Origin of the sequence: Paenibacillus sp. 1781tsa1, from assembly GCF_024159265.1 — a bacterium.
In the GTDB taxonomy this organism is placed as follows: domain Bacteria; phylum Bacillota; class Bacilli; order Paenibacillales; family Paenibacillaceae; genus Paenibacillus.
Genome location: NZ_JAMYWY010000001.1, coordinates 404,785 through 425,892, shown reverse-complemented (window position 1 = coordinate 425,892; position 21,108 = coordinate 404,785). Strand labels below are relative to the sequence as shown.

Here is a 21,108-nt window from a genome sequence, read left to right as displayed (position 1 = left end):
TACGCTATTTCTATAGAACAATAATTAGACAAAAAAACCGACTGCATTATGCAATCGGTTGTCTGTTCCTAAGATGGCTTTTATATTTGAATCGATTATATTCATTAATCAGCTCGTCCAGTACCATGGACTGTCGGAGGACTTGGTTGTCTTGCATGCCATGATTCTCCGCCAAACGACTTAACTCTTGCCTGTTCCGTTCGATTTTATCTTTGATCTGCCTCGGTTCACTCATAGCATGCACCCCCTCTTTGTATAACATTTTAGGATACATTGCCAAAAAATTCATATTATATTCCTTTGCAGAATAAAATGTTTATTTACATAGAGATACTTTCAACATCAAGCATTTTGCATAGAGATATGAAGCCCTCTCATCACTACAAGATGTGGTGAAAATATATGGAGAGCATGTCTACATATCGTATTCGAGAATTTTTCAATCCTTAACGTTAAACTGATTCATGGACATATTATGCATTTTACCCTAAGTACTTTTTGCACCTTTCTCCAGAAAGAAGTTAATAACCTTATCCGACAGCAAATTTATTCGTATAGATAATTATCATCACCATTCTGCATGCCAAAATAACGAAGTCTGTAGCCCTCTCGATAACGAGCACGCAACAGATGAATGAAAGAGTCATTCTCAAACTCAATGTAATCTGTTAAATAGAGTAGGATCAGATATTCCTCAAAACGTGGATTGCCAAGAGTCATCTCACTCTCTTCCATTCCATAAAATACTTCGATTTCAAGAACTAATAGAAGAGAAAATCCTCGCACAGTGGAATTAATGATCCATGCAAACTCCAATGGCTCATGGATATCTTCATCCTTGTTCAGGCTAATTAATTGCTTGGTTCCCCTCTCATCCTTGAATACATAAGCTGCAATCGCCTGATCAAATCCCGCATGAGGATCGTTGCGCAAGTCGGAAAACTCCTCTAAATCTACCTTCTCAGCGTAAAATTTCTGTGTTAGTCGATCATGGATCTGCTCTAAAGTGAATGGATTAGGAATGTCCAATGTTATATATTTGTCGTAAAGCTTCTGAATATCAATCTGCAATGATAAATCCTCTTTTCGTTATGTCATATCTAATAGGCAGTACAAATAAGCGCCCCATCTCCATATCCCGGAAATAAGACGCATGTTAATGAAAGAATTTAATATATCTTAGCTGTTATAGTCTTCCTTCGCCATGCGTTACAGACATTATTTGTGTAATAACATCACTATCCAGATTAGCTAATTGATTTATATTAATAATCATTATGCTAAGCAAGATTACATAGAATATCTTCTTTTTTTTCATAAGATTTCTGAACCTCCATCATGATAAGTTTGTACTGATGCTCGATTTCAGCCGTACCCATGTTTTTGTACTTCTCATACAGGGAAATACAATGAATGATATCTGTTTGATTGTTAAATCGTACAGACTCTCTCAGACAGTGCATAAGTTGCTTCAAACCCTCTGGATATTCATGGCGATTTAAGTGATAGAGAGAACGTTCCAACAAGAATGTTGCATAAATTTCATTTTTCATCTGCTCAGTGTACCCTTTTAAACAGTTAATTTCCGAGTTAATTCGATCGCTGAACCTATTCAAAATATCATCAATATTTTGATCAAACTTATTAGCTGCCTCCAAAATATTAATTATCGCAGGTAAAATTTCCTCTTCATTTTTCTCAATAAATTCCACGTATGCAGGTAAAACATTTCGATTACCCATCATTAATTTATATAAATAAGTGTTGGCTTCTGCCCAACCAGCGAATTTATCAATAAAAATTTGATCCTCTTCATCCGGTTCAGAGACTTTAGCAAGCTTGGCATAGACTTCTGTATAGAGCAAAGCTTCTTCATAACGTCCCTGCTTCTCACATGCCGATGATTTAAGCAAATTGGAATAAGCTCTATATACGAATAAAGGATAGGCAGTTAGTCTATCGCTTTTATCTATTTTCTTCTTTGTATACGATTGTAAAATTTTTGTTTTCTGATCTAATTCTTCAGCCAGATTAAAAACCTTGTCCCGATATCGAAGAGAAGCATACGCATTCGCCAGGTCTTTAATCGCATCCAGTTGTCGTTCCTCGTCCAGCCGATTAATATACGGTTCAAAATGTACGGCTGCACGAAGATTCTCATGCTGGTCCTGACCAAGAGATAGCGTGAAGATGCGATACTGGCACAGAGCGAGACGTTCCGAATGTTGATATTTCTCACACTCTGCCACACATTCGTACAACATCCGTGCAGCCTTCGTCTGTCCACGTTCCAGCATGCCTTCGGCCATCTCGAACAACTCCGAGATATACGAGCGATCATCCGTCACTTCCTGGATAACCTTCTGAATACATTCCAGCTTGTCCAATTCAGCACAGCGCTGCAGGAAAGGCTCCAGTCTTCTCCAATGAGGTGCCGATTCCACGAAACATTCAGCCCCATAAATCTCGTAGAAATACCCCTCTTCCAGCTTCATGCCTTGGGTAATCAGATCCAGTTGCGCCATAGCGATGGGTCGAGTCCCCTTAATAATTGCACTAAGCGTTCCGGCGTTAACTCCCGATATATCGGCAAAATACTGCAGGGTGTACCCCTGTTTCCTGATGTAGTCCTCAATATATGAGCGTATCGTAGTTGTAGGTTCCATGTATCCCACCTCCACAATGAAAATCCATAATTTTGAATTTATATGATAAGCACAATTTTAATCCTAAATTTTACAGCGGTCAATAAAAATCGTGGCAATTTCCTTCACATATATGCAAGGAAGCCTGAATGTTCCTGCTTATAGAAAAAATCCATTAGAAGAATCCGTGAGAACATGATACATTTAATCCAACTTACATTTCCTACTATTTCAATAGGAATATACGAGACATATAATATCAATTCAGTTCAATCAATTCAGCTCAAGGAGAAGGTCAGATGAAATTTGCCTTGTTTAGTCTCATGATGAATCTACCTAATGCCGTTACCGGGGAGGCTCTGACGACTCAGCAGAAATTCCAAAATATATTAGAGCAAGCGAAGCTGGCTGAACGACTGGGATTCGATGCCTATGGAATCGGTGAACGACATGGTGCGCCTTTTCTATCTTCCTCGCCACCTGTCGTATTAACCGCAATAGCCGCAGCAACCACACGCATTCGGTTACTAACCACCGTCACTGTTCTTAGTATACTTGATCCAGTCCGGGTTGCCGAGGATTATGCCACGTTGGATCAATTATCGGGTGGACGGCTAGAGATGATCATCGGGAAAGGCAATGACCCTCGCCACTATCCGCTGTTTGGCATACGCGAAGAGGAACAATGGGATTCACTCGATGAACGCTATCATTTGCTAAGACGGCTATGGTCTGAGGAGAATGTAACCTGGCAGGGAACGTATCGCCCTCCGCTTGAGGGAGTAACCACGTGGCCCAGGCCGCTTCAGCAAACCATCCCAATCTGGCATGGCAGCGCGTCCAGCACGGTCTCGACCGAACTCGCTGCCAAATATGGTGAGCCGCTCTTCACGTCGAATTCTTTTCACCCTCAGGCCAAATACAAAGCATTAATTGATCATTATCGGGAGCGCCTCGATTATTATGGTCATGATCCGCAGCAAGCAGTGATTGGCTCTGGTGCCGGCAGTCTGTATCTTGCTGATACGGGTGAAGAGGCCATTCGCCGCTATAAGCCATACTATGAAGCGTTCCATGCCACCGCCGCCGCACAGCATAACCAGTCGCCCTTCACCGATCTGGAGGATAACATTGCACGTGGCCCTGCGTTAATCGGCAGTCCGGAGCAGGTTATTGAGAAAATTCTGAACTATCATGCTGCTTACGGACATCAGGTGCTCAGTATCAGTGTGGATGGACTGACGCATAGCGAGCAGTTGGAGCAAGTGGAGCGTTTTGCCAAAGAAGTGGCCCCTGTTTTACGCCGCGAACTGCCCAGTTCAGTATGGAATGAACCCCCGGTGTTAACCCAGCACTCATCCTTCCTTTCCCCTAATGCTACAGATTCATGGCCCACAGCCATCTCACCTATATTCCAAGTTTAAATTTTCTCCCACGTACAATATGCCACATGTGATCCCTTCCAGGGTGATTCCTAAGAATCGCCCTCTTCCCTCATCCTCCTCTTCCTCCCGGTTGTATCACCGCTCTCCTTCTACTTATTGGACTGAATCCCTTCAAACAATGAACGGAGCAATACATCTACAAACGCATCATCCATCGCTTCCCCTGTCACTAACATGCGATAGAACACCGGTCCATAGATAAGATCAATGTACAGTCCAATGTCTATCCCACTCTTCAATTCGCCGCGCTCCACACCCTTCTCCAGAATTCCCCGTGCTTCACGCCGACGTGGCTGGATGTATCTTGTGCGGTATTCTTCTGCAAGCCCTTCATCCGATTGCCCTTCTCCGATAATCTGCGTAATCACTTTTCCTTCCCGACTGGTCAAAAAACGAACCAGATTACTCGCATGTATGCGTATATCTTCCAATACCGAGCCTGTATCCGGTACGGGTAATCTTGCCGTTGCGGCAGACATATATCCGTCCATGATGACAGCGCCTTTATTCGGCCACCATTTGTAGATAGTGGCTTTGCTCACCTGTGCACGTTCAGCAATCTTCTCGATTGTAACCGCCCCGAATCCGTGCTCCAACAACAACTCATACGATGCTGTAAGAATGGCATTCTGGGTTTCCATGTTACGTGGACGTCCTCTTTTGGCAGTCATCTTGAGCCCTCCTGGAAGTATAAAGTATATTTAATCATCAGTAATATTCATAAAAACGATACGTTCATTATACTAAAATGCATTGCGTACACACAATTCAATCTCCGCTCATTTTTACATCCTCATTTAAATCTTCATTAAAATATGTTTAGCCTATTTACAATACTAAACGTTTAGTTTATTATATGTTTGTAATTAGTGAACACAACGTTTAGCAATTAACATTTTAAATAGCACCCGTTTATCTGGAATATCAAATTTTCAATACGAATATGAAATCTGTGGAGGATGATTAAGATGGATATGAGACAACAAGTGAAGAAGGCACCTGTACCTGCCTGGATTATTTTTTTGCTGGCATCCGCTTGTGGATTGATCGTGGCAAACCTGTATTATGCTCAGACCGTTATCGGACCGATTAGCATGACCACGGGCCTTTCTTCTGCCGTTGCCGGATTGATCGTAACGTTGACTCAGATTGGTTATGTTATTGGTTTGTTATTCATCGTGCCGCTCAGTGACATTATCGAGAACCGACGCCTGGTCGTTCTTTTCCTCATCGTACTGGTTGCTGCCCTGATTGCTGCAGCTTTCTCACCCACTGCTGTTGTATTTCTGACTGCCTCTCTATTCATAGGTATAGGTTCTGTTGTCGCTCAGATTCTGGTACCCTATGCGACATATCTTACTTCCGAGGAACAACGCGGACGGGTTGTTGGCAATGTAATGAGTGGTCTGCTGCTGGGCATCATGCTAGCTCGTCCTGTCGCAAGCTTTATCACCAGCCTCTTCGGATGGCAGACGGTCTTTGTATTCTCCGCCATTGTCATAGCACTTCTAATGCTGCTCCTATCACGTGCTCTTCCTGCTCGCCAGCCTGAACCCACCTTGAAATACGGTCAATTAATCGTATCATTGGGCACACTGTTCAGAACGATGCCTCTGCTGCGCCGCCGGGCGTTCTATCAGGCCAGTTTGTTTGGTGCTTTCAGCTTGTTCTGGACCACGGTTCCACTCAGGCTCGCTAACAATTTTGGCATGTCACAGCAAGGCATTGCCTGGTTCGCACTGGCTGGTGTCGGAGGTGCTATTGCCGCTCCCATTGCCGGGAGACTGGCGGATCGCGGACTAACGCGCATTCTGACAGGGGCTGCCATGGTGATCGCTGCTGCTTCATTCGGTCTTGCTTATGTGTTCCAGAGCCACTCCACGTTTGCATTGATCCTGCTTGTGATCGTGGCGATCACACTGGATATGGCTGTCTCGGGAAATCTGGTGCTGGGTCAACGCATTATCTACTCCTTAGGAAGTGAAGCGAGAGGGCGTGTGAATGGCATATTCATGTCGATCTTTTTTGTTGGCGGTGCGATTGGTTCATCTCTTGGAAGCTGGTCTTATGCTAACGGAGGCTGGAGTCTCACAACGCTGATTGGCCTGATCATGCCGCTGCTCGCTTTGGTGTATTACTTTACGGAAAAGAAAGCGGTAGTCGTCAGCCATGAATAGAATGAACTGGTCGTTTAATCCGTACAACCAAATAAGGGCAGACTGATCCTAAGGATCAGTACTGCCCTTGATATTGTAATCAACATTTGGCTCCCTGTGACAGGAAGTTATCACTATTATTAAGATGGATACATCTGCGTATTAGGCTTTACTGTGAAGGGTAACTTGGTACCCGTCTGGGTCGGCAAATGTAAAGGTTCGCCCGAATGGTCCATCTATGGGTGCAGATGTAATCTTTACGCCTGCAGCAACAAGTTTGTCATGAATCTCTTGTGTATCCGGAGCATGAAGCCAAAGAGCGATGCCCAGTCCTGGCTGAGCACCTGAACCGAGTTCGATTCCTGGCAATAGGTCACGAAGAGCAAATGCAATAGGCTTTGTCTCAAAAACCACCGCATGAGGTGGTCCCGCCTGTGAGCGTACTAGTCCGAGATAGTTTTGATAGAATTCGGCAGAGCTCTCAAGATTGCTCACTTGAAGTGAAATGAAATCGGGTCCAATTGCTGACATAATGTAATGTCCTCCTTCGTATTTGTATACCTTGATCATACAAGGACGCTCTTGCCAACAGTATGTCAGTAGCGTTCAGTCTTTTTTGATTTTTCTTTGACTCGGTTTTCCCCTTTTACACCAACACGGGCAGATGCTTAGCTGCATCATACTCCACCAATGGCTCACCAGCATTCAATTTCTGCACCAGATCAGGGTTGGAGATAAATGGTCTGCCGAACGCAGCCAAATCTATGCTTCCCTTACCAATCGCGTGCTCTGCGGTCTGAACATCCAAATTCCCCACACCAATGATGATTCCATCCCACTGACTTCGAATCCGCTCGTGAAAGGACTGCTCCCCTGCCCACGCTTTCGCATAATGATCAGTTGAGGGATGCAAGATCGTAATTCCCGTCTCGCGGAACAAGTTCAGATATGCATCGATCATTCCAGCTTTGTCTACCCATGCATAGGATGCATCATCATCCTTTTTCTCGGAGAATCGTACCGATATGCGATCTACACTGATTTCTTTTTTTACAGCCACAATAAGATCCCGCAGGAACTGCAATCTGCCCGCAGTGTCTCCTCCGTATTCGTCTGTTCTGTGGTTGGTCTTCTCATTGATAAACTGGTCGATCAGATACCCATGCGCAGCATGAAGCTCAATTCCGTCAAAACCTGCCAGAACTGCATTGCGGGCGGCCGTCTGAAAATGCTGAATCGTATCCGCTATATCCTGTGCACTCATCGCTTTAGGAACCTGATACGGCTTATGCAGCTTATGCACTCTTCCCTCTGCCGCAAGGCTGGAAGGTGCCACTGGAGTGGTTCCGATCAGATCGGAGTGGGACAACCTGCCGACATGCCAGAGCTGAGCAATAATGGTGCCGCCATGTCTGTGAACAGCATCCGTTACCCTTTTCCAAGAAGTCGTCTGTTCATCTGTATATAAACCGGGGATGCCGTAAGTGCCTTTGCCTGCCAGATTCGGGTTGATACCCTCGGTAATGATCAGTCCCACACCATCTCGCGCACGCTGCTCATAATACGCCACCATCTCATTCGTCACGGTCCCCTCCTGATCATCAGCAAATCCCCGGGTCAACGGAGCCATCACAATTCGGTTCCTTAATTGCCACTGATGAATCGTTACCGGGCTTAATAGTGTTGAACGTGTATTCATGTTATTCATGTCATATCCCTACTCTCTTCGTCATTAAGGATATTGTACGGCGGCTCTTATATATCGTAAAATGATTGAAATATATAGTTGTATCTCTCATAGAGATACCTGACATCAACATCTGCGGAAGCAATGTAAGTTAATCCACGTTCAGGAGGATACAGCATGGAACTTTCCGATATCGATATTGTTCTCGCGGTGGCGCGTTCAGGCAAAATCTCACAGGCCGCCAAAGAACTGAATTACGCCCAATCCAATGTCACTACACGCATCAAAAAACTGGAGCAGGAATATCAAATCCAGTTGTTCAACCGATTTCCCAAAGGTGTTGTACTGACCTCCAAAGGAGAACAGTTCGTCCAGTACGCCACACAGATTCATAACCTTTTGCATGATCTGAAGCAGGATATGACCGATCCCGGTGAGCCTTCCGGCACGCTGAAAATCGGCATTGTAGAAACGGCGGCATCCAGCCGTTTTATGGAGATTCTGAATGAATATCAGATAACCTACCCGAAGGTGTCCATCTCACTCGTCAACGCCACTTCACCCAAAGTACTGCGCAAGAAAATACAGGACTATGAGATTGATGGTGCTTTTATCAGCGGGGCTTGTGTGAAAGAAGGTCTGAAGGTGGAATATGAGATGCAGGACACGGTTCATATCATCTCCAAGCGGATGGATACACCACCTGAAAGTCTGTGCCAAGTATCCTGGGTTGTTTTCCCCGAGGGCTGTCCGTATCGTGAAATGACCGAAGAATTTTTGCAGGAAGAGGGGTTGTCCGCACGTAATATCATCGAAGTGAGTACGATGGACAACCTGCTCAGCTGTGTGGAATCTGGCATTGCTTTTACCATTATGCCGTGCAACGTTATTCACAAGAAACCGGATGATTTCTCCGTATTTGATCTGGCAGATCGTTTTACCCATACCACGACAACCTTTGTCCGCGGTGAGGATCGGTATGTCAGCAGTGCGCTGGATCAATTCATGAAGCTGCTGAATCAGAAGTGCATTACGTTTTAATATTGGTAACTTCTATAAGCAGTATTATAGTATTGTTCAATCACAGCAGTCAGGAGAAGATCAGATGAAACTCACGAATCTTTTATATAGGCTCATTGATGCCCGGCGTATCGACAACAATGCTGAACAAATGTCCTTTCCATCCCGTCCACATCATACGCTGCTTATTGTGATCAAAGGGAGCTTAACCGTCAAAGTCGAAGACAAAATCATCTCCCTATTCGCTCCTCAAGTCCTTTCCGTCCCTCCTTCTCACACCTGTATCGCAACTACCGAGGTACAGCATGACTTTGAATGTGTCACCTTAACCTACAATGTCTACAACGAAGAACTGGATGGCAACATGCAGCGAGTTATTGATCCACATCTTGAATTCATTGCCACTGTTGTTCCCTCAGCTCCCGTTCTCGCCATACAAATCCATGAAGGTGGGCAGAAGGAAGATCCATGGGCTGGAATGGCACGTCAGATCCTCTTTCAGGAACTGTGTCTTGTCCTATTGAAGCAGAAGAAGCAGAAATTCCAGGAAGATACAGCAATTGAAGCGGTAAAACAGAGCCAAAAATATATCAATACACATTATCAGGAAAGCTTCACACGCGAAAAACTGGCTGAAATGGCTGGACTGAGTGTCAACCGTTATTCCAGATTGTTCAAAAAAATGATTGGACAAGGCCCCATCGAATATTTGAACGCCGTACGCATCCGGGAAGCCGGTGATCTGCTACTGGCCTCAGACAACACGATCAAACAAACAGCCCGTCAGGTCGGGTATGAAGATGAATTCTATTTCAGCCGAAAATTCAAAGCAACCACCGGATTGTCTCCCATGGTCTATATTAAAAAGCATCGCTCCGTAACACGTATCGCTTCACTTGCCCATCCATATACGGGGCATCTGCTTGCCCTTGGTATTGAGCCTTATGCGGCACTGATTAATCCGGTCCATAGAACCTCATATGAATTCAAAAATGTGATTCAAGTGGGCAGAGATCAGCCTGATCTGGAACTATTAATGAACGCACACCCAGAACTGATCATTGGGTATGAAGGAACCGATTATGAAGAGCCCAAAAAAGCCGAATTATTTCGGCATATTGCCTCCACTTGTACCATATCTTTTGCAGGAGATTGGCGTAAACAGATGTACTCCATTGCACAATCCGTGGGCAAAATAACAGCTGGTGAAGAATGGCTGGAACGTTATGATCTATCGGTCAAACAAAAAATATCCAGTATACAGCATGCCATCGATGACCGACCTGTGGCTGTGGCGCAATACGAAGATGGACAGTTCCGGGTCTACGGCAACCGTAATCTGGGGACGGTTCTCTATGATGATTTGCAGTTATCTGTACCCCAAGCTCTACACCACGTATCCCATTCCCGTTTAATGTCACTGGAACAGCTGGTTCAGTCGGATATTGAACACTTCATTCTGTTTACAAGTGGTCACGCAGAAGAGCGTACGCACACCGTAGCGTCGCTTATGCAAAATTCAATCTGGCAGCAATGGGAGGCGGTCCGTATGAATCAAGTCTATGAATTGGGCGATTCCTCCCCCTACTCCTGTTATACTTCCTTGGCTCATAATCTGTTTCTGAATCGGGTTAGTCAATTGTTCCTGAGCCAAACGTCCATGCATTAAACAGGAATATCCATGGATTACGATTGGGTATGCACCTATAATTATTTTGATAATGATAATCAAAATCAGTCAAAGGGTGTGTACAACGTGTCTTTACCTAACAAGCAAGTCTTCTCTACCTTTTTCAAATCGGGACGATTCCTTATAACCATTCTTCTTCTATGCAGCATGCTTGCAGGCTGTGGAACTTCCCAGAACAGCGGGAACTCCGCTTCACCCGAGTCCAATGGGGCAGAGCCCTCAACCGCTGAACAGGGAAGTGAGAATACACGCACCATTTCCACGATCAAAGGGGATATCGAAATTCCTGCTGAACCCAAGAAAATTGCGGGAATGCTCTACGTCTTTGCCGACCAATTGCTCGCACTGGGCATTGAACCGACAGCCATGGTTACGTATAACGATCTCGGATTCCCTGAATATCTGGCAGATCAGATGAAAGATACCACTGCCGTAGGTTCCGGCGAGTCTCCCAATTTTGAAGCATTGCTCCAGGCTGAGCCGGATCTCATTCTGGCCTCCAAAACGTTAAATGAAGCAAACTATGAGCAACTCTCCAAGATTGCTCCAACGATCCTTTTTGATAATGAAGAAAAAGGAGACTGGGAGCGATTCATGGAAACGGCAACCGTTCTTGGCAAAGAAAAAGAAGCCCAAGCGGTCAAAGACGCCTATGATGCCAAAGTCACCCAAACCCATGATGAGCTTGCCGTAAAAGCCAAAGACGAAACGGTGGCCTACATGCGCGTACAGGATAAACAGCTCCAGTTGATTAAACCTGATGATAACTTCACTCTGTTTGGTGCTCTGGGATTAACCCCTGCTTCAGTAGACAGTGTAGATTTCGAGGGATCATGGAATGTGGCAATTTCCGAGGAAATTCTGCCTGAGCTGAACCCGGATCGACTGTTTATTATTCTTCGTCCAGGAGAAGAAAACAAGGTTGTGCTTAATAACATCATGGATACTTCCATCTGGTCCAATCTGAATGCAGTCCAGAACGATCATGTATATATCGGTGATGCCAACCTGTGGTTTGCAGGATACGGTCCCATCGGTCTGAACAAAATTATTGATGAGATCGCTGCTTCCTTCGAGTAATAGAGGGACATGATGAAACCTAAAACAAGTCTTAGGCAGACCGTGATCGAAAGACGTACGATTCAGGAATTTAATGGCCTACCCATTCCCTTGGAAACGATTCATGAGATTCTGGAGGCAGCGATATGGGCACCTTTTCATTCCAAAAAGGAACCTTGGCGCTTCATTCTGTTTATGAATGATGGCAGAGAAACATTCGCGAGTGCTGTATTAAGTACACGCAATCCTGAATTTATAGCAAAGTACGGACAACAAATCAGAGCGGCCTATTGTGCACAGACACCTGTGCATCTGGTTGTGGTTATGACAGCCAACCTGCCCTCTAAAGCGTGGGAAGAGGCTTTTGCTGCAACCTCGGCACTGATTCAGAACATACAGTTGCTCGCCTGGGAACAACAGATTGGCGTCGTATGGAAGACAAGTCCTTTCAACGAAAGTCCGCTATTCTGTGAAGCCATTGGTGTGACATCAGAGGAAAAAATAGTAGGCACACTTCACATGGGGTATTTTAACGCTGAAGATCAGCCTATGCCCAAGCCTCGCACACCTCTGTCTCAACTGTTGCATCTCATTGATCACTAAATGGACTAAAGCACATTGATCGAGACCACAAAAAAGAAGGGGATGTCCTATAAGTCATGAATATGACAGAGGACATCCCTTGTTCGTGTTATTTTGTTTTAATGAACCTGAGACACGTTAGTCGCTCCCATTTGCCCAGATCTGAGATCTAACGAATCACAGAGACGTTATTTCGTCGATTCGCTCGATTTTTTAGGTTTTGACAACGTTTTTTGACGAAATAGCGTTACTGAGATTCTTTAAATCTTGCAAGCGTTGATGATCCGCCTTTTAAGGTGGGGTAGGTTCGTTAGCGCTTGGAGCGAGGCGGAATTCTTTTTGAGAGAGTCCCTTACTCCACCTTGAATCTTGCAGCCGATTCGGCCAGCCTTTGCGTCAATTGATCGATTGTATCGACCATGTTCGCCAACTGCTGCACCGTGGAAGACTGCTCCATCATGGTCGCTGTTACCTCTTCAACGGAAGCAGATACCTGCTCTCCCGAAGCTGACAAGCTATGTGCCGACTCCAGTACATCGTCCTTGTTCTGTAACATCTCCTGCATCTGTCCTGCCATCGTGGCGATCTGTTGATTGATAACCGTGACTTTCTCCAGAATCACATCAAATGCCTGACGTGTCTGCAAAACAAGCTCATCCTGTCTGGACGAGATGGTGTGAATTTCCGCAACACTATGGTTGTTCTCCGCGACATCGGCCAGATTCTGCTCGATAATGCTGGAGATTTCCTTGGACTGGCGGGAACTCTGCTCTGCCAGATTGCGGATCTCCTCGGCCACAACCGCAAATCCTCGGCCATGCTCCCCAGCCCGTGATGCTTCAATGGAAGCATTCAATGCAAGCAGATTGGTCTGCTTCGCAATCTGGCTAATCGCTTCCGTGATCTGACTAATACTGCCCGAACTCGTTTGAAGTTTGACGGTAATCTCCGAGATCTTCTCCACTTCGCGCTCGTTCACCTCATTGATACGCATCAATTCATTGACGACTTCATTGCCGTTGTGGAATACACTTTCGATCTCATCCGCTCTTGCCTTCACATCCTGTGCACTGCTGTTCATGGCAGCCACTTTATCGCCAAAGCTGTTGAATTTGCCTGCAATCTGCTCGGTATCTTCCGATTGGGCCTCCATGGCTTTTGCAATCCCCATGGACGTCGCCGATGTCTCATCAATGGATCTTGCCGTCTGTTTGGATGTCTCCTCCAATTCCTGAGTGCTGGCCTGGAGCACATGAATCGAATTATTCATATCGGTAATCAGGTTCCTGTTCTGCTCCACCATGCCATCGAAGCTCTCCGCCAGATCCTTGAATTCGCTGTTATATCTGCCATTGGCCTTAACGGTGAGATTCCCTTGAGCAAGCTGTTTGAACAGCCCGATCAAACGAATGATAGGTCTTGTAATACTACGAGAGATTAGCATTCCTACGCCAATAGCCAGAGCAACTCCAATCAAGGTCACGATAAGCATCTGGCGCTGTATATCCTCTAATGGGCGTTTGATATCATCATAATCATCAATAATGACCACGGAGAGATCTGCTCCAGGGATCTGATTGATACGATAATAGATATTATCTCGATCCATTGAAGTGATTTTCACTTTGTCGGTGGCTCTGGCTTCCATAAGTTCGGTGGCTTCCTTGTCCTCTTCCAGCGTTTGTCCCACAATGGAAGGGTCCAGTGAATCATACATAATGATGCCGCTTCGGCTCAATACTTCAACTCTGCCTTGACCATTAATCTGGATGTCCCCCAGTTGCCCTAGGAAAAAGTTGCTGTCCACCGACATGGCGAACACACCCAGAATATTGCCCTCTTCATCCATGATAGGCTCCGAGAATGCAATAATCAGCTTCTTGCTATTCTTCGACACGATGGCATCACTGATGAAGGATTTCCCCTGTATGGACTCCTTGAAATATTCCCGATCTCCCCGTGATTGTCCTATCACTTCTGGCATGGTTCCCGCCACCATGATTCCTTCCTTATCAAACACGAACAGATCTGGCTTGCTTCCTTCCGTGTCCGATATACTGTCAGTCAAGATCGTATTTGCCTTATTGAAATACGTGTTCTCATCCGAGAAAAATTCTTCATCCGTCATGTCAGTTGTATTACGCAGCTCCAAGAGTTCCTTGAAGGTATTATGTACGGATATCGCATGACTCAATTGTTGCTGAAGTTGCATCGCTGTCCAAAGCCCTTCCCCAAGGCGGTCAGCCATCACATTAATCTCATCCTTGCTTTTCCTGACCACAACATCAGATGAGATCATATAACTTGTGGTCGTTGCACCAAGCAGAACCAAAACAACCAATACACTGATCATGAAAGGCAGTTTGATTTTAAGCGACATATTTTTGATCCTATGCCCTAACCCTGTTCTTTTCCCCATTTCCCACTTCTCCCCACTTCCCTGAACCATCTGCATCTGAACGATGTACATACATTATCGGAAAAATACATAGTCGAGTTGATCAATTAGGGAGATATTGCCACTGTTTTTCTTTTAAATGCTAATCGCAACATAAAAAATGGCCTGTTAGATCGACACTATCCATCTTTGGAATGGACGTTGCCGTTATCTAACAGACCTTTTACAGATTTGGTATAGATTCAATACCGTTTACTTGCGCAATCTCCGGGAACTCAGCGCGTGGTGGCCATTCTGCAAGAATGTACTGCGCGTATTCTTCATCTGTTCGATTCGTCGCTCAGCCAGACGATCTGCGGCAACATAGGTTGCGATGCCCTCGGTACGTGAGCTTTCGAATATTTTCTCCAGAGTGGAATAGATCTCTCCGATCTTGCTCCACGCCCGATCCGCATTATAACCGTTCAGCTCATCCGCAATGTTAATTACGCCACCTGCATTGATAACATAGTCAGGCGCGTAAACGATGCCCATATCATACAACTGATCCCCATGACGGGTCTCCAGCAGCTGATTGTTGGCACAGCCCGCTACAACCTTCGCCTTGAGTGTCTTGAGTGTATCGTCATTAATCGTGCCGCCCAGTGCACATGGTGCATAGATATCGCAATCCACACTAGTGATGTCCGCGGGATCAACAGCTGTTGCGCCGAAGCGATCCACAGCCTGTTTCACCGCGTCCTTATGGATATCCGTAACGATCAGATGTGCACCTTCCTCATACAGATATTTGCACAGATGCATCGCCACATTGCCGACACCTTGGACTGCTATCGTCTTACCCTCCAGCAGATCGGTACCAAATGCTTCTTTGGCTGCTGCCTTGATCCCCCGATATACACCCCAAGCGGTTGCGGGTGATGGGTTACCGGATGAACCATAACTCGGTGAGATGCCTGTCACATAATCGGTTTCCTGATAGATCAGGTTCATGTCCTCTTCCGTTGTTCCCACATCTTCGGCCGTGATATAACGTCCGTTCAGTCCTTGAATATATCGTCCAAACGCCCGGAACATCGCTTCGTTTTTGTCACGCCGTGGATCTCCGATAATAACAGTTTTGCCGCCGCCCAGATTCAGGCCGGATACCGCATTCTTATATGTCATACCACGGGCAAGGCGCAGGGCATCTTCAATGGCTGCTTCTTCTGAAGCGTAAGTCCACATCCGTGTGCCTCCCAACGCAGGGCCGAGTGTTGTGTCATGTATGGCGATAATTGCTTTTAACCCTGAATTTCGATCCTGGCATAGAACCAGTTCCTCATAATCGTGATGCTCCATTGCTTCAAACCAACTCATGTGCTAACCGTCTCCTCCAACCATTTTTGCGATCCAATCGCATTGTTCTCTATTCATTGACCATCCTCTATTGTACCCATGAATACCCAGTTTGTGCAAAATCACATCGCAATGTTAGAGAAGCATCTAATAATCTTCTCGTATGGCAGGGTCTATTAATAGAAAAACCTCTCTTCCATAACTGGAGAAAGGTCCACTGCCCTTAGCCACAATAACATCATCGTCACGAGAAAACCCATAAGCATCAATCACATTTAAGATAGCGTCTCAACCACATTTATCGGATGCAGATCTCCATCCACAGCGAATGAAGCCTGTCCGGTCTCCTCAGAGACAACCAGTACAACCGCATCCGTCAATTCACTGAGTCCCAGTGCAGCCCGATGACGAGTGCCTATTTTTCGTTCATGCACTTCCGCTTGCGACAACGGCAGCACATTACCAGCGGATACAATCTGATTGCCACGAATCAACACGGCCCCGTCATGCAATGGTGCACCGGGAATGAACAGGGATTCCAGCAGCGCATGTGTCACTCTGGCATCCACTGCCACTCCTGAATGAATGATCGACTCCAACGGAATCTCCCGTTCAATCACAATTAACGCACCATACCTCCGGTCAGATAGATGCTGTACGCTCGATGTTAATTCGGCAAACTTCTCGGTAAAGGGCGACAGATAACAATCCAGATAAAACGAAGAGGCGAGCACCTCGATCTGCTTAATCTCCGCTCGAATCTCTGCAAATTGCCCCAGCAGACAGGCACTGTCATTGTCAAATCGGGATAACGTCAGATTCATACGTTCTGCTACACGATGGAGGTCTGCCTTAAGCTTCTGCCTCATCGAAGAACTGTCACAGTCTGCTTGTCGGTTCATCATACGTCGCCTCCTCCTTTAATTCGATTAATGCCTCGCACATATCCTGAATACCCATACCTTCCCCTCAGGAGCAAGTATATATACCATGACAGGGCGGTATGAGCTAATCATGGTCGTGATTGCAACTTGTATAAAATGAAAAAAAGGGCCTGTCCGCGAACAAACTTCCACGGTCAGGCCCTATTCGGCATGATGATTTGATATCTATTTCATTTATTGTGCTTTTCCGTATGAACCTGTCTTAAATGTAGTCGGATCATACCATTTGTATCCCGCCGCAGGTGCAGCCCATGGCTCAAGTTGCGGCTCGGTTGATGCAGCAGGTGCTTCCATTGAAAGCAGGCTTGTGGCTGTATCCAATGTCAGTCCTGGCACTTGTGCCAGACTGGTATAACTCTCTTTGACCGCGAGCCATTTCACGGTATTCACAAGGAAAGTTGCATCGTCCACTTCTTTGAATCCATCATAGGTCTTCTTGGTCGCACCGGTCTCTTCACGCAAATATTTCGGAGTAGCGTCTTCCACAGGTGAAGAGTCGCCGATAAATGCAGCTTTGCCCGCACCAACCTTGGCAATGGCGGCATAGGCCCCTTCAGCTCGTCCACCACCATTATATACGCCCTGATCGACAGCGTTGCCCCACTTGGACACACCACTTGGTACATACACCAAACCTTTGGCCTTGTTAGGGTCTATAATCGCAACGGTCGATCCCGCATGCATGGCTACAGCATTAACACCAGACGTAATGCCGAAGGATTGTGCAGGTGCAACGATATTCGATGCATTCACATCTCCAAGGGCATTGTAGCGGAAACGTACACCAAAGTTTGTCGCCAGCCAGTCTGAACTCGTCACACTCTGCATCGCTGGTGATTCGGCTTCAGCCGAAGACATGCCTTTGGCGGGATTCAGGAAGGCACCGCGGCGATAGCCGTTGAATACTTCGGAAGAATCCCAGCGGTTTTTGTTGCGATCTGCATTATAGTGGTCGGAGATGAAGAAAACACTTCCTCCGTTCTGCACGTACTGCACCAGCGCAGCCTGCTCTGTCGCTTTGAACGGCACGTTGGCTTCGCCAATGACAAAGACGTCGTAATCTTTCAATTTATTGTAGGTGATGGCTTGCTCACCGAATGTATACGGGATGCTGCGTTCCAGCTGATCCACGGCAAAGCCTGCGTTCCGCAAACCATAGGCAAAATCCGAAAATGCCCCGTCAATAATCCAGTCTGCAGCACCTGCTGTCTGGGCGTGGGTATTATCGAACAATACTTTTTTGCCGGTACCATCCGGTAATGTTGTACCTGGGTTCGGTTCTGGATCAGGGTTCGTTGTTCCGGAGGAAAATGTAATGGACGTTGGGTTTTTGACTCCTGCATAGCTGTTGTAGGCACCAAGGGTTCCGGTTACGATGATCTTCTTGCCTACAAGATTGGGATTGGTAGCCAGTCCATATTGCGAACGGAAAGAAGCGGGAATCTGCACATCCAGTAATCTGGCATTGGTTCGCTCTGACGCTGAATCCGCAATCAGAACATTAAAATCATTGGCATACGGAGATGTAAACTTCGCGGTAAGTGACCCGGTAGCATGTCCAACAATGATTCCTTCAACCGTCGCTGTTCCTCCACCGCTCTGGGCAGCGATGGCCTGAGATACCGTAAGGGGTGCTGCAGCTTGTACCGGACTTTGCGAACCCGGCCCCAGCAGTGCGGTTGCCATCATGATAAAGACCAGGAATGCCCCGATCCAATGCTGCCATAACGCCTTCTTCATATTCCCTTTCTCCTCCTCCAAATTACCTGATAATGGTTTATCCTCCTTTATTTTAATTGTTCATATGATGAATTCCTCTTTCTTTTTGTAAAATTGTTGAAAAAGTTTTGAGATGGCATCCATTTGCCCATACTGACTATCATTAGAATCCCATTTTCCGAAGGAGTAAAACGATGATGAAGTTGGTATTTTTGGTGCTATTGTTAGTTATCCCGCTAATTATGGTTTATGTTGCTCTTCGTTCCCGAATGGTTACTCGGCTATTTCATATCCTTGCGTTGCTCTGCTTCTACAGTGCCGCAACTGTCATCGCTGGTGATGTGTATGCAACGAATGCTCATATGACCACGTTCACCACCGAGATTCATCAATTCCTAATGAATGCCTGGTTCCTGTATCCGTCTGCATATCTCGGTGTGTACATTCCCTATGTGATGTGGAGGAGCCTATTTTCAGAAAAAAGTTAACTTCGTTGCGGACTTGGGATTGCATTTTGCCAGCGTTCATTGCATAATGAATATATAAACGTGATAATGATTATCATTCTTGAACTTGTCTCCATGTACCTTTCTACTGCATATGATTTTACGATTTTATAGATAAAGGGGAACGAACATCGAATGAATACAACTCTGCAAAAGGCTGATCTGCAGCTTGACGATTATTTGGATCTTCTGAACCTGGCAACCAATCTGGGTGATACGAGATGGCAAAAGGAAATCATCCGCAAGCTGGCGTATACTTATCCCGCAGTTCAATGTAAACAACCACAATAGCATTCGACATACATCATAGATCTACATTATGGCTCATGACCGATTCATTCGTTGAATCTGTTATGGGCTATTTTTGTTGTACAATGTACAGTAAAGATATTCAAACGTGAAGGAGTGAACAACGATGCAACTCGAGACCGAACGACTCATCATCAGGGATATTCTGGAGACAGACTGGGAGAGTATACATAACTACACATCCATGACAGAAGTTACTCAGCACACCGCATGGGGGCCGAATACCGAAGAGGATACACGAGAATACGTGCAGTTTGTGTTGGACATGCAGCAGACACACCCACGAGAAGGTTATGAGCTGGCAATATGTTTGAAAAAGGAGGGCATTCTGATCGGTGGTGTTGGCCTTCACATCGAAAACACGAACGCTGAGATCGGTTATGTGCTCAATCCCTTTTATCAGGGAAAAGGTTATGCTGCCGAAGCAGCCCGAGCCATGCTTGGCTTTGGCTTCAATACACTTGGCATACACCGAATTTATGCGAAATGCCGCCCGAACAACAAGGCTTCAGAGAACGTTATGCAGAAGATTGGTATGCAGCGTGAAGGTCTGATGCGAGAGCATTGGTTTTACAAAGGGGAATATCATGACTCGTATCTATATTCGATTCTTGCAAAGGAATATGCATATGAACAATTTCACGGAAACTCAAAAAGCTGACTCCCATATGGGACGCCAGCTTTTCTTTTCTTTTTCTCCGTAACGACCCCAATCGCCAATGGAGGTGAAGCCTCTGAACAAACTAATTTACAGTCGGCACAGCTCTACCGGGCAGCTTGGAAATGTGGGACATCCGCACATGCAGCGCAGTGCTGCCAGATCCCGAATCATCAGTTTGCCGTCCATCATATCCAGCGTACCTTGCTCCTTCCATGCCCCAAGCATCCGCGTTACGCTCTCCCGGGTTGCTCCGATCATCTCGGCAAGATCGGTATGGTTCAGCTTCATGTCGAGCACAATACCATCCGGCGTAACCCTGCCATACGAATTGCTGGCACGGATCAGTGTCGAAGCGAGCGCACCCGCCTTGCCATAGAGCAGCAGATCACGGAATCTCGACTGGGTGATCCGCTGTGACAATGCCATCCATTGCAAGAACTTCAAGGCAAGGTCGCCATGGTTACTGAGTATACTTTCCAGATCGCTAAGCGAGATAATGGCCAGTTCCCCTTTTTCTGCCATCTCTGCACTGTAGCTATGATTCAATCCACCGATGCCGCCGAATTCACCGATGAGATCGCCGCTTTGCTGAATGGATAAAATAATTTCCTTGCCATCCTCCGTCGACTTGGTCATTTTCACTCGTCCCGAACGAATGTAGTACAGATATCCGGCTTCATCGCCTTCGAGAAAGAGACTATACCCCGACTTCACCCGTTTGGGTTGCATTTTTGCTTCAATCAGGTCCCATTGCTCAGATGTCACAAACGAAAGGATTCCGCCTGTTTCTCGTGTCATTTTGCCCGCCTCCGTTTGTTTCTGCGCTGTTCTTTGGGTTGTTCTCTCTACAAATACTGTACCCATAACCTTCGTCCCCCTCGGTGATTCCTTATGTATCCATCATACCGCGAAAGGAGCGCCATGGTTATCGGGGGATTACCTGATCCTT

Annotated in this window: 20 protein-coding genes; 9 read left to right on the top strand and 11 right to left on the bottom strand. The window is 46.0% G+C overall.

Going from position 1 to position 21,108, the window contains the following annotated elements; translation table 11 throughout:
- Positions 1–46 precede the first annotated feature (46 nt).
- The 3 genes from NKT06_RS02040 to NKT06_RS02030 form a co-directional block, all read right to left on the bottom strand.
- Positions 47–235, bottom strand: coding sequence for an aspartyl-phosphate phosphatase Spo0E family protein (locus tag NKT06_RS02040; protein ID WP_253429348.1), 189 nt, complete (start codon positions 233–235; stop codon positions 47–49).
- A 311-nt stretch (positions 236–546) separates the two neighbouring features.
- Positions 547–1,071, bottom strand: coding sequence for a pyruvate kinase (locus NKT06_RS02035; RefSeq protein WP_253429346.1), 525 nt, complete (start codon positions 1,069–1,071; stop codon positions 547–549).
- Between the two features lie 209 nt (positions 1,072–1,280).
- A complete protein-coding gene (locus NKT06_RS02030) occupies positions 1,281–2,666 on the bottom strand; it encodes a transcriptional regulator (protein ID WP_253429344.1) in 1,386 nt (461 codons plus the stop codon).
- 278 nt (positions 2,667–2,944) lie between these two features.
- Between NKT06_RS02030 and NKT06_RS02025 the strand changes: the two genes are divergently transcribed.
- Positions 2,945–4,069 (top strand): LLM class flavin-dependent oxidoreductase, encoded by a 1,125-nt coding sequence (locus tag NKT06_RS02025; RefSeq protein WP_253429342.1) that lies wholly within the window; start codon positions 2,945–2,947, stop codon positions 4,067–4,069.
- A 110-nt stretch (positions 4,070–4,179) separates the two neighbouring features.
- Here NKT06_RS02025 and NKT06_RS02020 read toward each other — a convergent pair whose 3' ends face one another.
- The gene (locus NKT06_RS02020; RefSeq protein WP_253429340.1) at positions 4,180–4,761 is read right to left on the bottom strand and encodes a TetR/AcrR family transcriptional regulator; all 582 of its coding nucleotides are present in this window, start codon (positions 4,759–4,761) and stop codon (positions 4,180–4,182) included.
- 297 nt (positions 4,762–5,058) lie between these two features.
- On the opposite strand from NKT06_RS02020, the gene NKT06_RS02015 reads away from it, so the two are divergent.
- Positions 5,059–6,267: an MFS transporter gene (locus tag NKT06_RS02015; protein WP_253429338.1), complete on the top strand. Its 1,209-nt coding sequence runs from the start codon at positions 5,059–5,061 to the stop codon at positions 6,265–6,267.
- Positions 6,268–6,408: 141 nt separating this feature from the next.
- On the opposite strand, the gene NKT06_RS02010 is transcribed toward NKT06_RS02015, so the two are convergent.
- Together NKT06_RS02010 and NKT06_RS02005 are read right to left on the bottom strand one after the other, a co-directional pair.
- Entirely contained in the window at positions 6,409–6,777 is a 369-nt protein-coding gene (locus tag NKT06_RS02010) for a VOC family protein (protein ID WP_253429336.1), read from the bottom strand.
- Between the two features lie 115 nt (positions 6,778–6,892).
- Positions 6,893–7,954, bottom strand: a complete 1,062-nt coding sequence (locus tag NKT06_RS02005) for an oxidoreductase (protein ID WP_253429334.1) — start codon at positions 7,952–7,954, stop codon at positions 6,893–6,895.
- 156 nt (positions 7,955–8,110) lie between these two features.
- Between NKT06_RS02005 and NKT06_RS02000 the strand changes: the two genes are divergently transcribed.
- The 4 genes from NKT06_RS02000 (at position 8,111) to NKT06_RS01985 (ending at position 12,305) form a co-directional block, all read left to right on the top strand.
- On the top strand, positions 8,111–8,974 hold the full coding sequence (locus NKT06_RS02000; protein ID WP_253429332.1) for a LysR family transcriptional regulator: 864 nt from the start codon (positions 8,111–8,113) through the stop codon (positions 8,972–8,974).
- 64 nt (positions 8,975–9,038) lie between these two features.
- Positions 9,039–10,622: an AraC family transcriptional regulator gene (locus tag NKT06_RS01995; protein ID WP_253429330.1), complete on the top strand. Its 1,584-nt coding sequence runs from the start codon at positions 9,039–9,041 to the stop codon at positions 10,620–10,622.
- An 87-nt stretch (positions 10,623–10,709) separates the two neighbouring features.
- Entirely contained in the window at positions 10,710–11,723 is a 1,014-nt protein-coding gene (locus tag NKT06_RS01990; protein ID WP_253429328.1) for an ABC transporter substrate-binding protein, read from the top strand.
- 9 nt (positions 11,724–11,732) lie between these two features.
- The gene (locus tag NKT06_RS01985) at positions 11,733–12,305 is read left to right on the top strand and encodes a nitroreductase family protein (protein WP_253429326.1); all 573 of its coding nucleotides are present in this window, start codon (positions 11,733–11,735) and stop codon (positions 12,303–12,305) included.
- Between the two features lie 331 nt (positions 12,306–12,636).
- On the opposite strand, the gene NKT06_RS01980 is transcribed toward NKT06_RS01985, so the two are convergent.
- From NKT06_RS01980 to NKT06_RS01965, 4 genes are all read right to left on the bottom strand, one after another.
- Entirely contained in the window at positions 12,637–14,703 is a 2,067-nt protein-coding gene (locus tag NKT06_RS01980) for a methyl-accepting chemotaxis protein (RefSeq protein WP_253429324.1), read from the bottom strand.
- Positions 14,704–14,934: 231 nt separating this feature from the next.
- Positions 14,935–16,041 carry a Glu/Leu/Phe/Val family dehydrogenase gene (locus tag NKT06_RS01975; RefSeq protein ID WP_253429322.1) on the bottom strand — a complete coding sequence of 369 codons (1,107 nt, stop codon included), beginning with the start codon at positions 16,039–16,041 and terminating at the stop codon, positions 14,935–14,937.
- 254 nt (positions 16,042–16,295) lie between these two features.
- The gene (gene cdaS / locus NKT06_RS01970; RefSeq protein ID WP_253429320.1) at positions 16,296–16,925 is read right to left on the bottom strand and encodes a sporulation-specific diadenylate cyclase CdaS; all 630 of its coding nucleotides are present in this window, start codon (positions 16,923–16,925) and stop codon (positions 16,296–16,298) included.
- Between the two features lie 213 nt (positions 16,926–17,138).
- Positions 17,139–18,653, bottom strand: a complete 1,515-nt coding sequence (locus NKT06_RS01965) for a DUF6359 domain-containing protein (protein ID WP_253442338.1) — start codon at positions 18,651–18,653, stop codon at positions 17,139–17,141.
- 224 nt (positions 18,654–18,877) lie between these two features.
- Between NKT06_RS01965 and NKT06_RS01960 the strand changes: the two genes are divergently transcribed.
- The 3 genes from NKT06_RS01960 to NKT06_RS01950 all read left to right on the top strand — a co-directional run bounded on the left by NKT06_RS01960 (position 18,878) and on the right by NKT06_RS01950 (position 20,159).
- Complete coding sequence (locus NKT06_RS01960; protein ID WP_253429318.1) at positions 18,878–19,171, top strand: hypothetical protein; 294 nt, start codon at positions 18,878–18,880, stop codon at positions 19,169–19,171.
- 153 nt (positions 19,172–19,324) lie between these two features.
- Positions 19,325–19,480 carry a hypothetical protein gene (locus NKT06_RS01955; RefSeq protein ID WP_017691064.1) on the top strand — a complete coding sequence of 52 codons (156 nt, stop codon included), beginning with the start codon at positions 19,325–19,327 and terminating at the stop codon, positions 19,478–19,480.
- A 124-nt stretch (positions 19,481–19,604) separates the two neighbouring features.
- Complete coding sequence (locus tag NKT06_RS01950; RefSeq protein ID WP_253429316.1) at positions 19,605–20,159, top strand: GNAT family N-acetyltransferase; 555 nt, start codon at positions 19,605–19,607, stop codon at positions 20,157–20,159.
- Between the two features lie 87 nt (positions 20,160–20,246).
- Here the strand turns inward: NKT06_RS01950 and NKT06_RS01945 are convergent, their stop codons facing one another.
- On the bottom strand, positions 20,247–21,023 hold the full coding sequence (locus NKT06_RS01945; protein ID WP_253429313.1) for a Crp/Fnr family transcriptional regulator: 777 nt from the start codon (positions 21,021–21,023) through the stop codon (positions 20,247–20,249).
- Positions 21,024–21,108 lie beyond the last annotated feature (85 nt).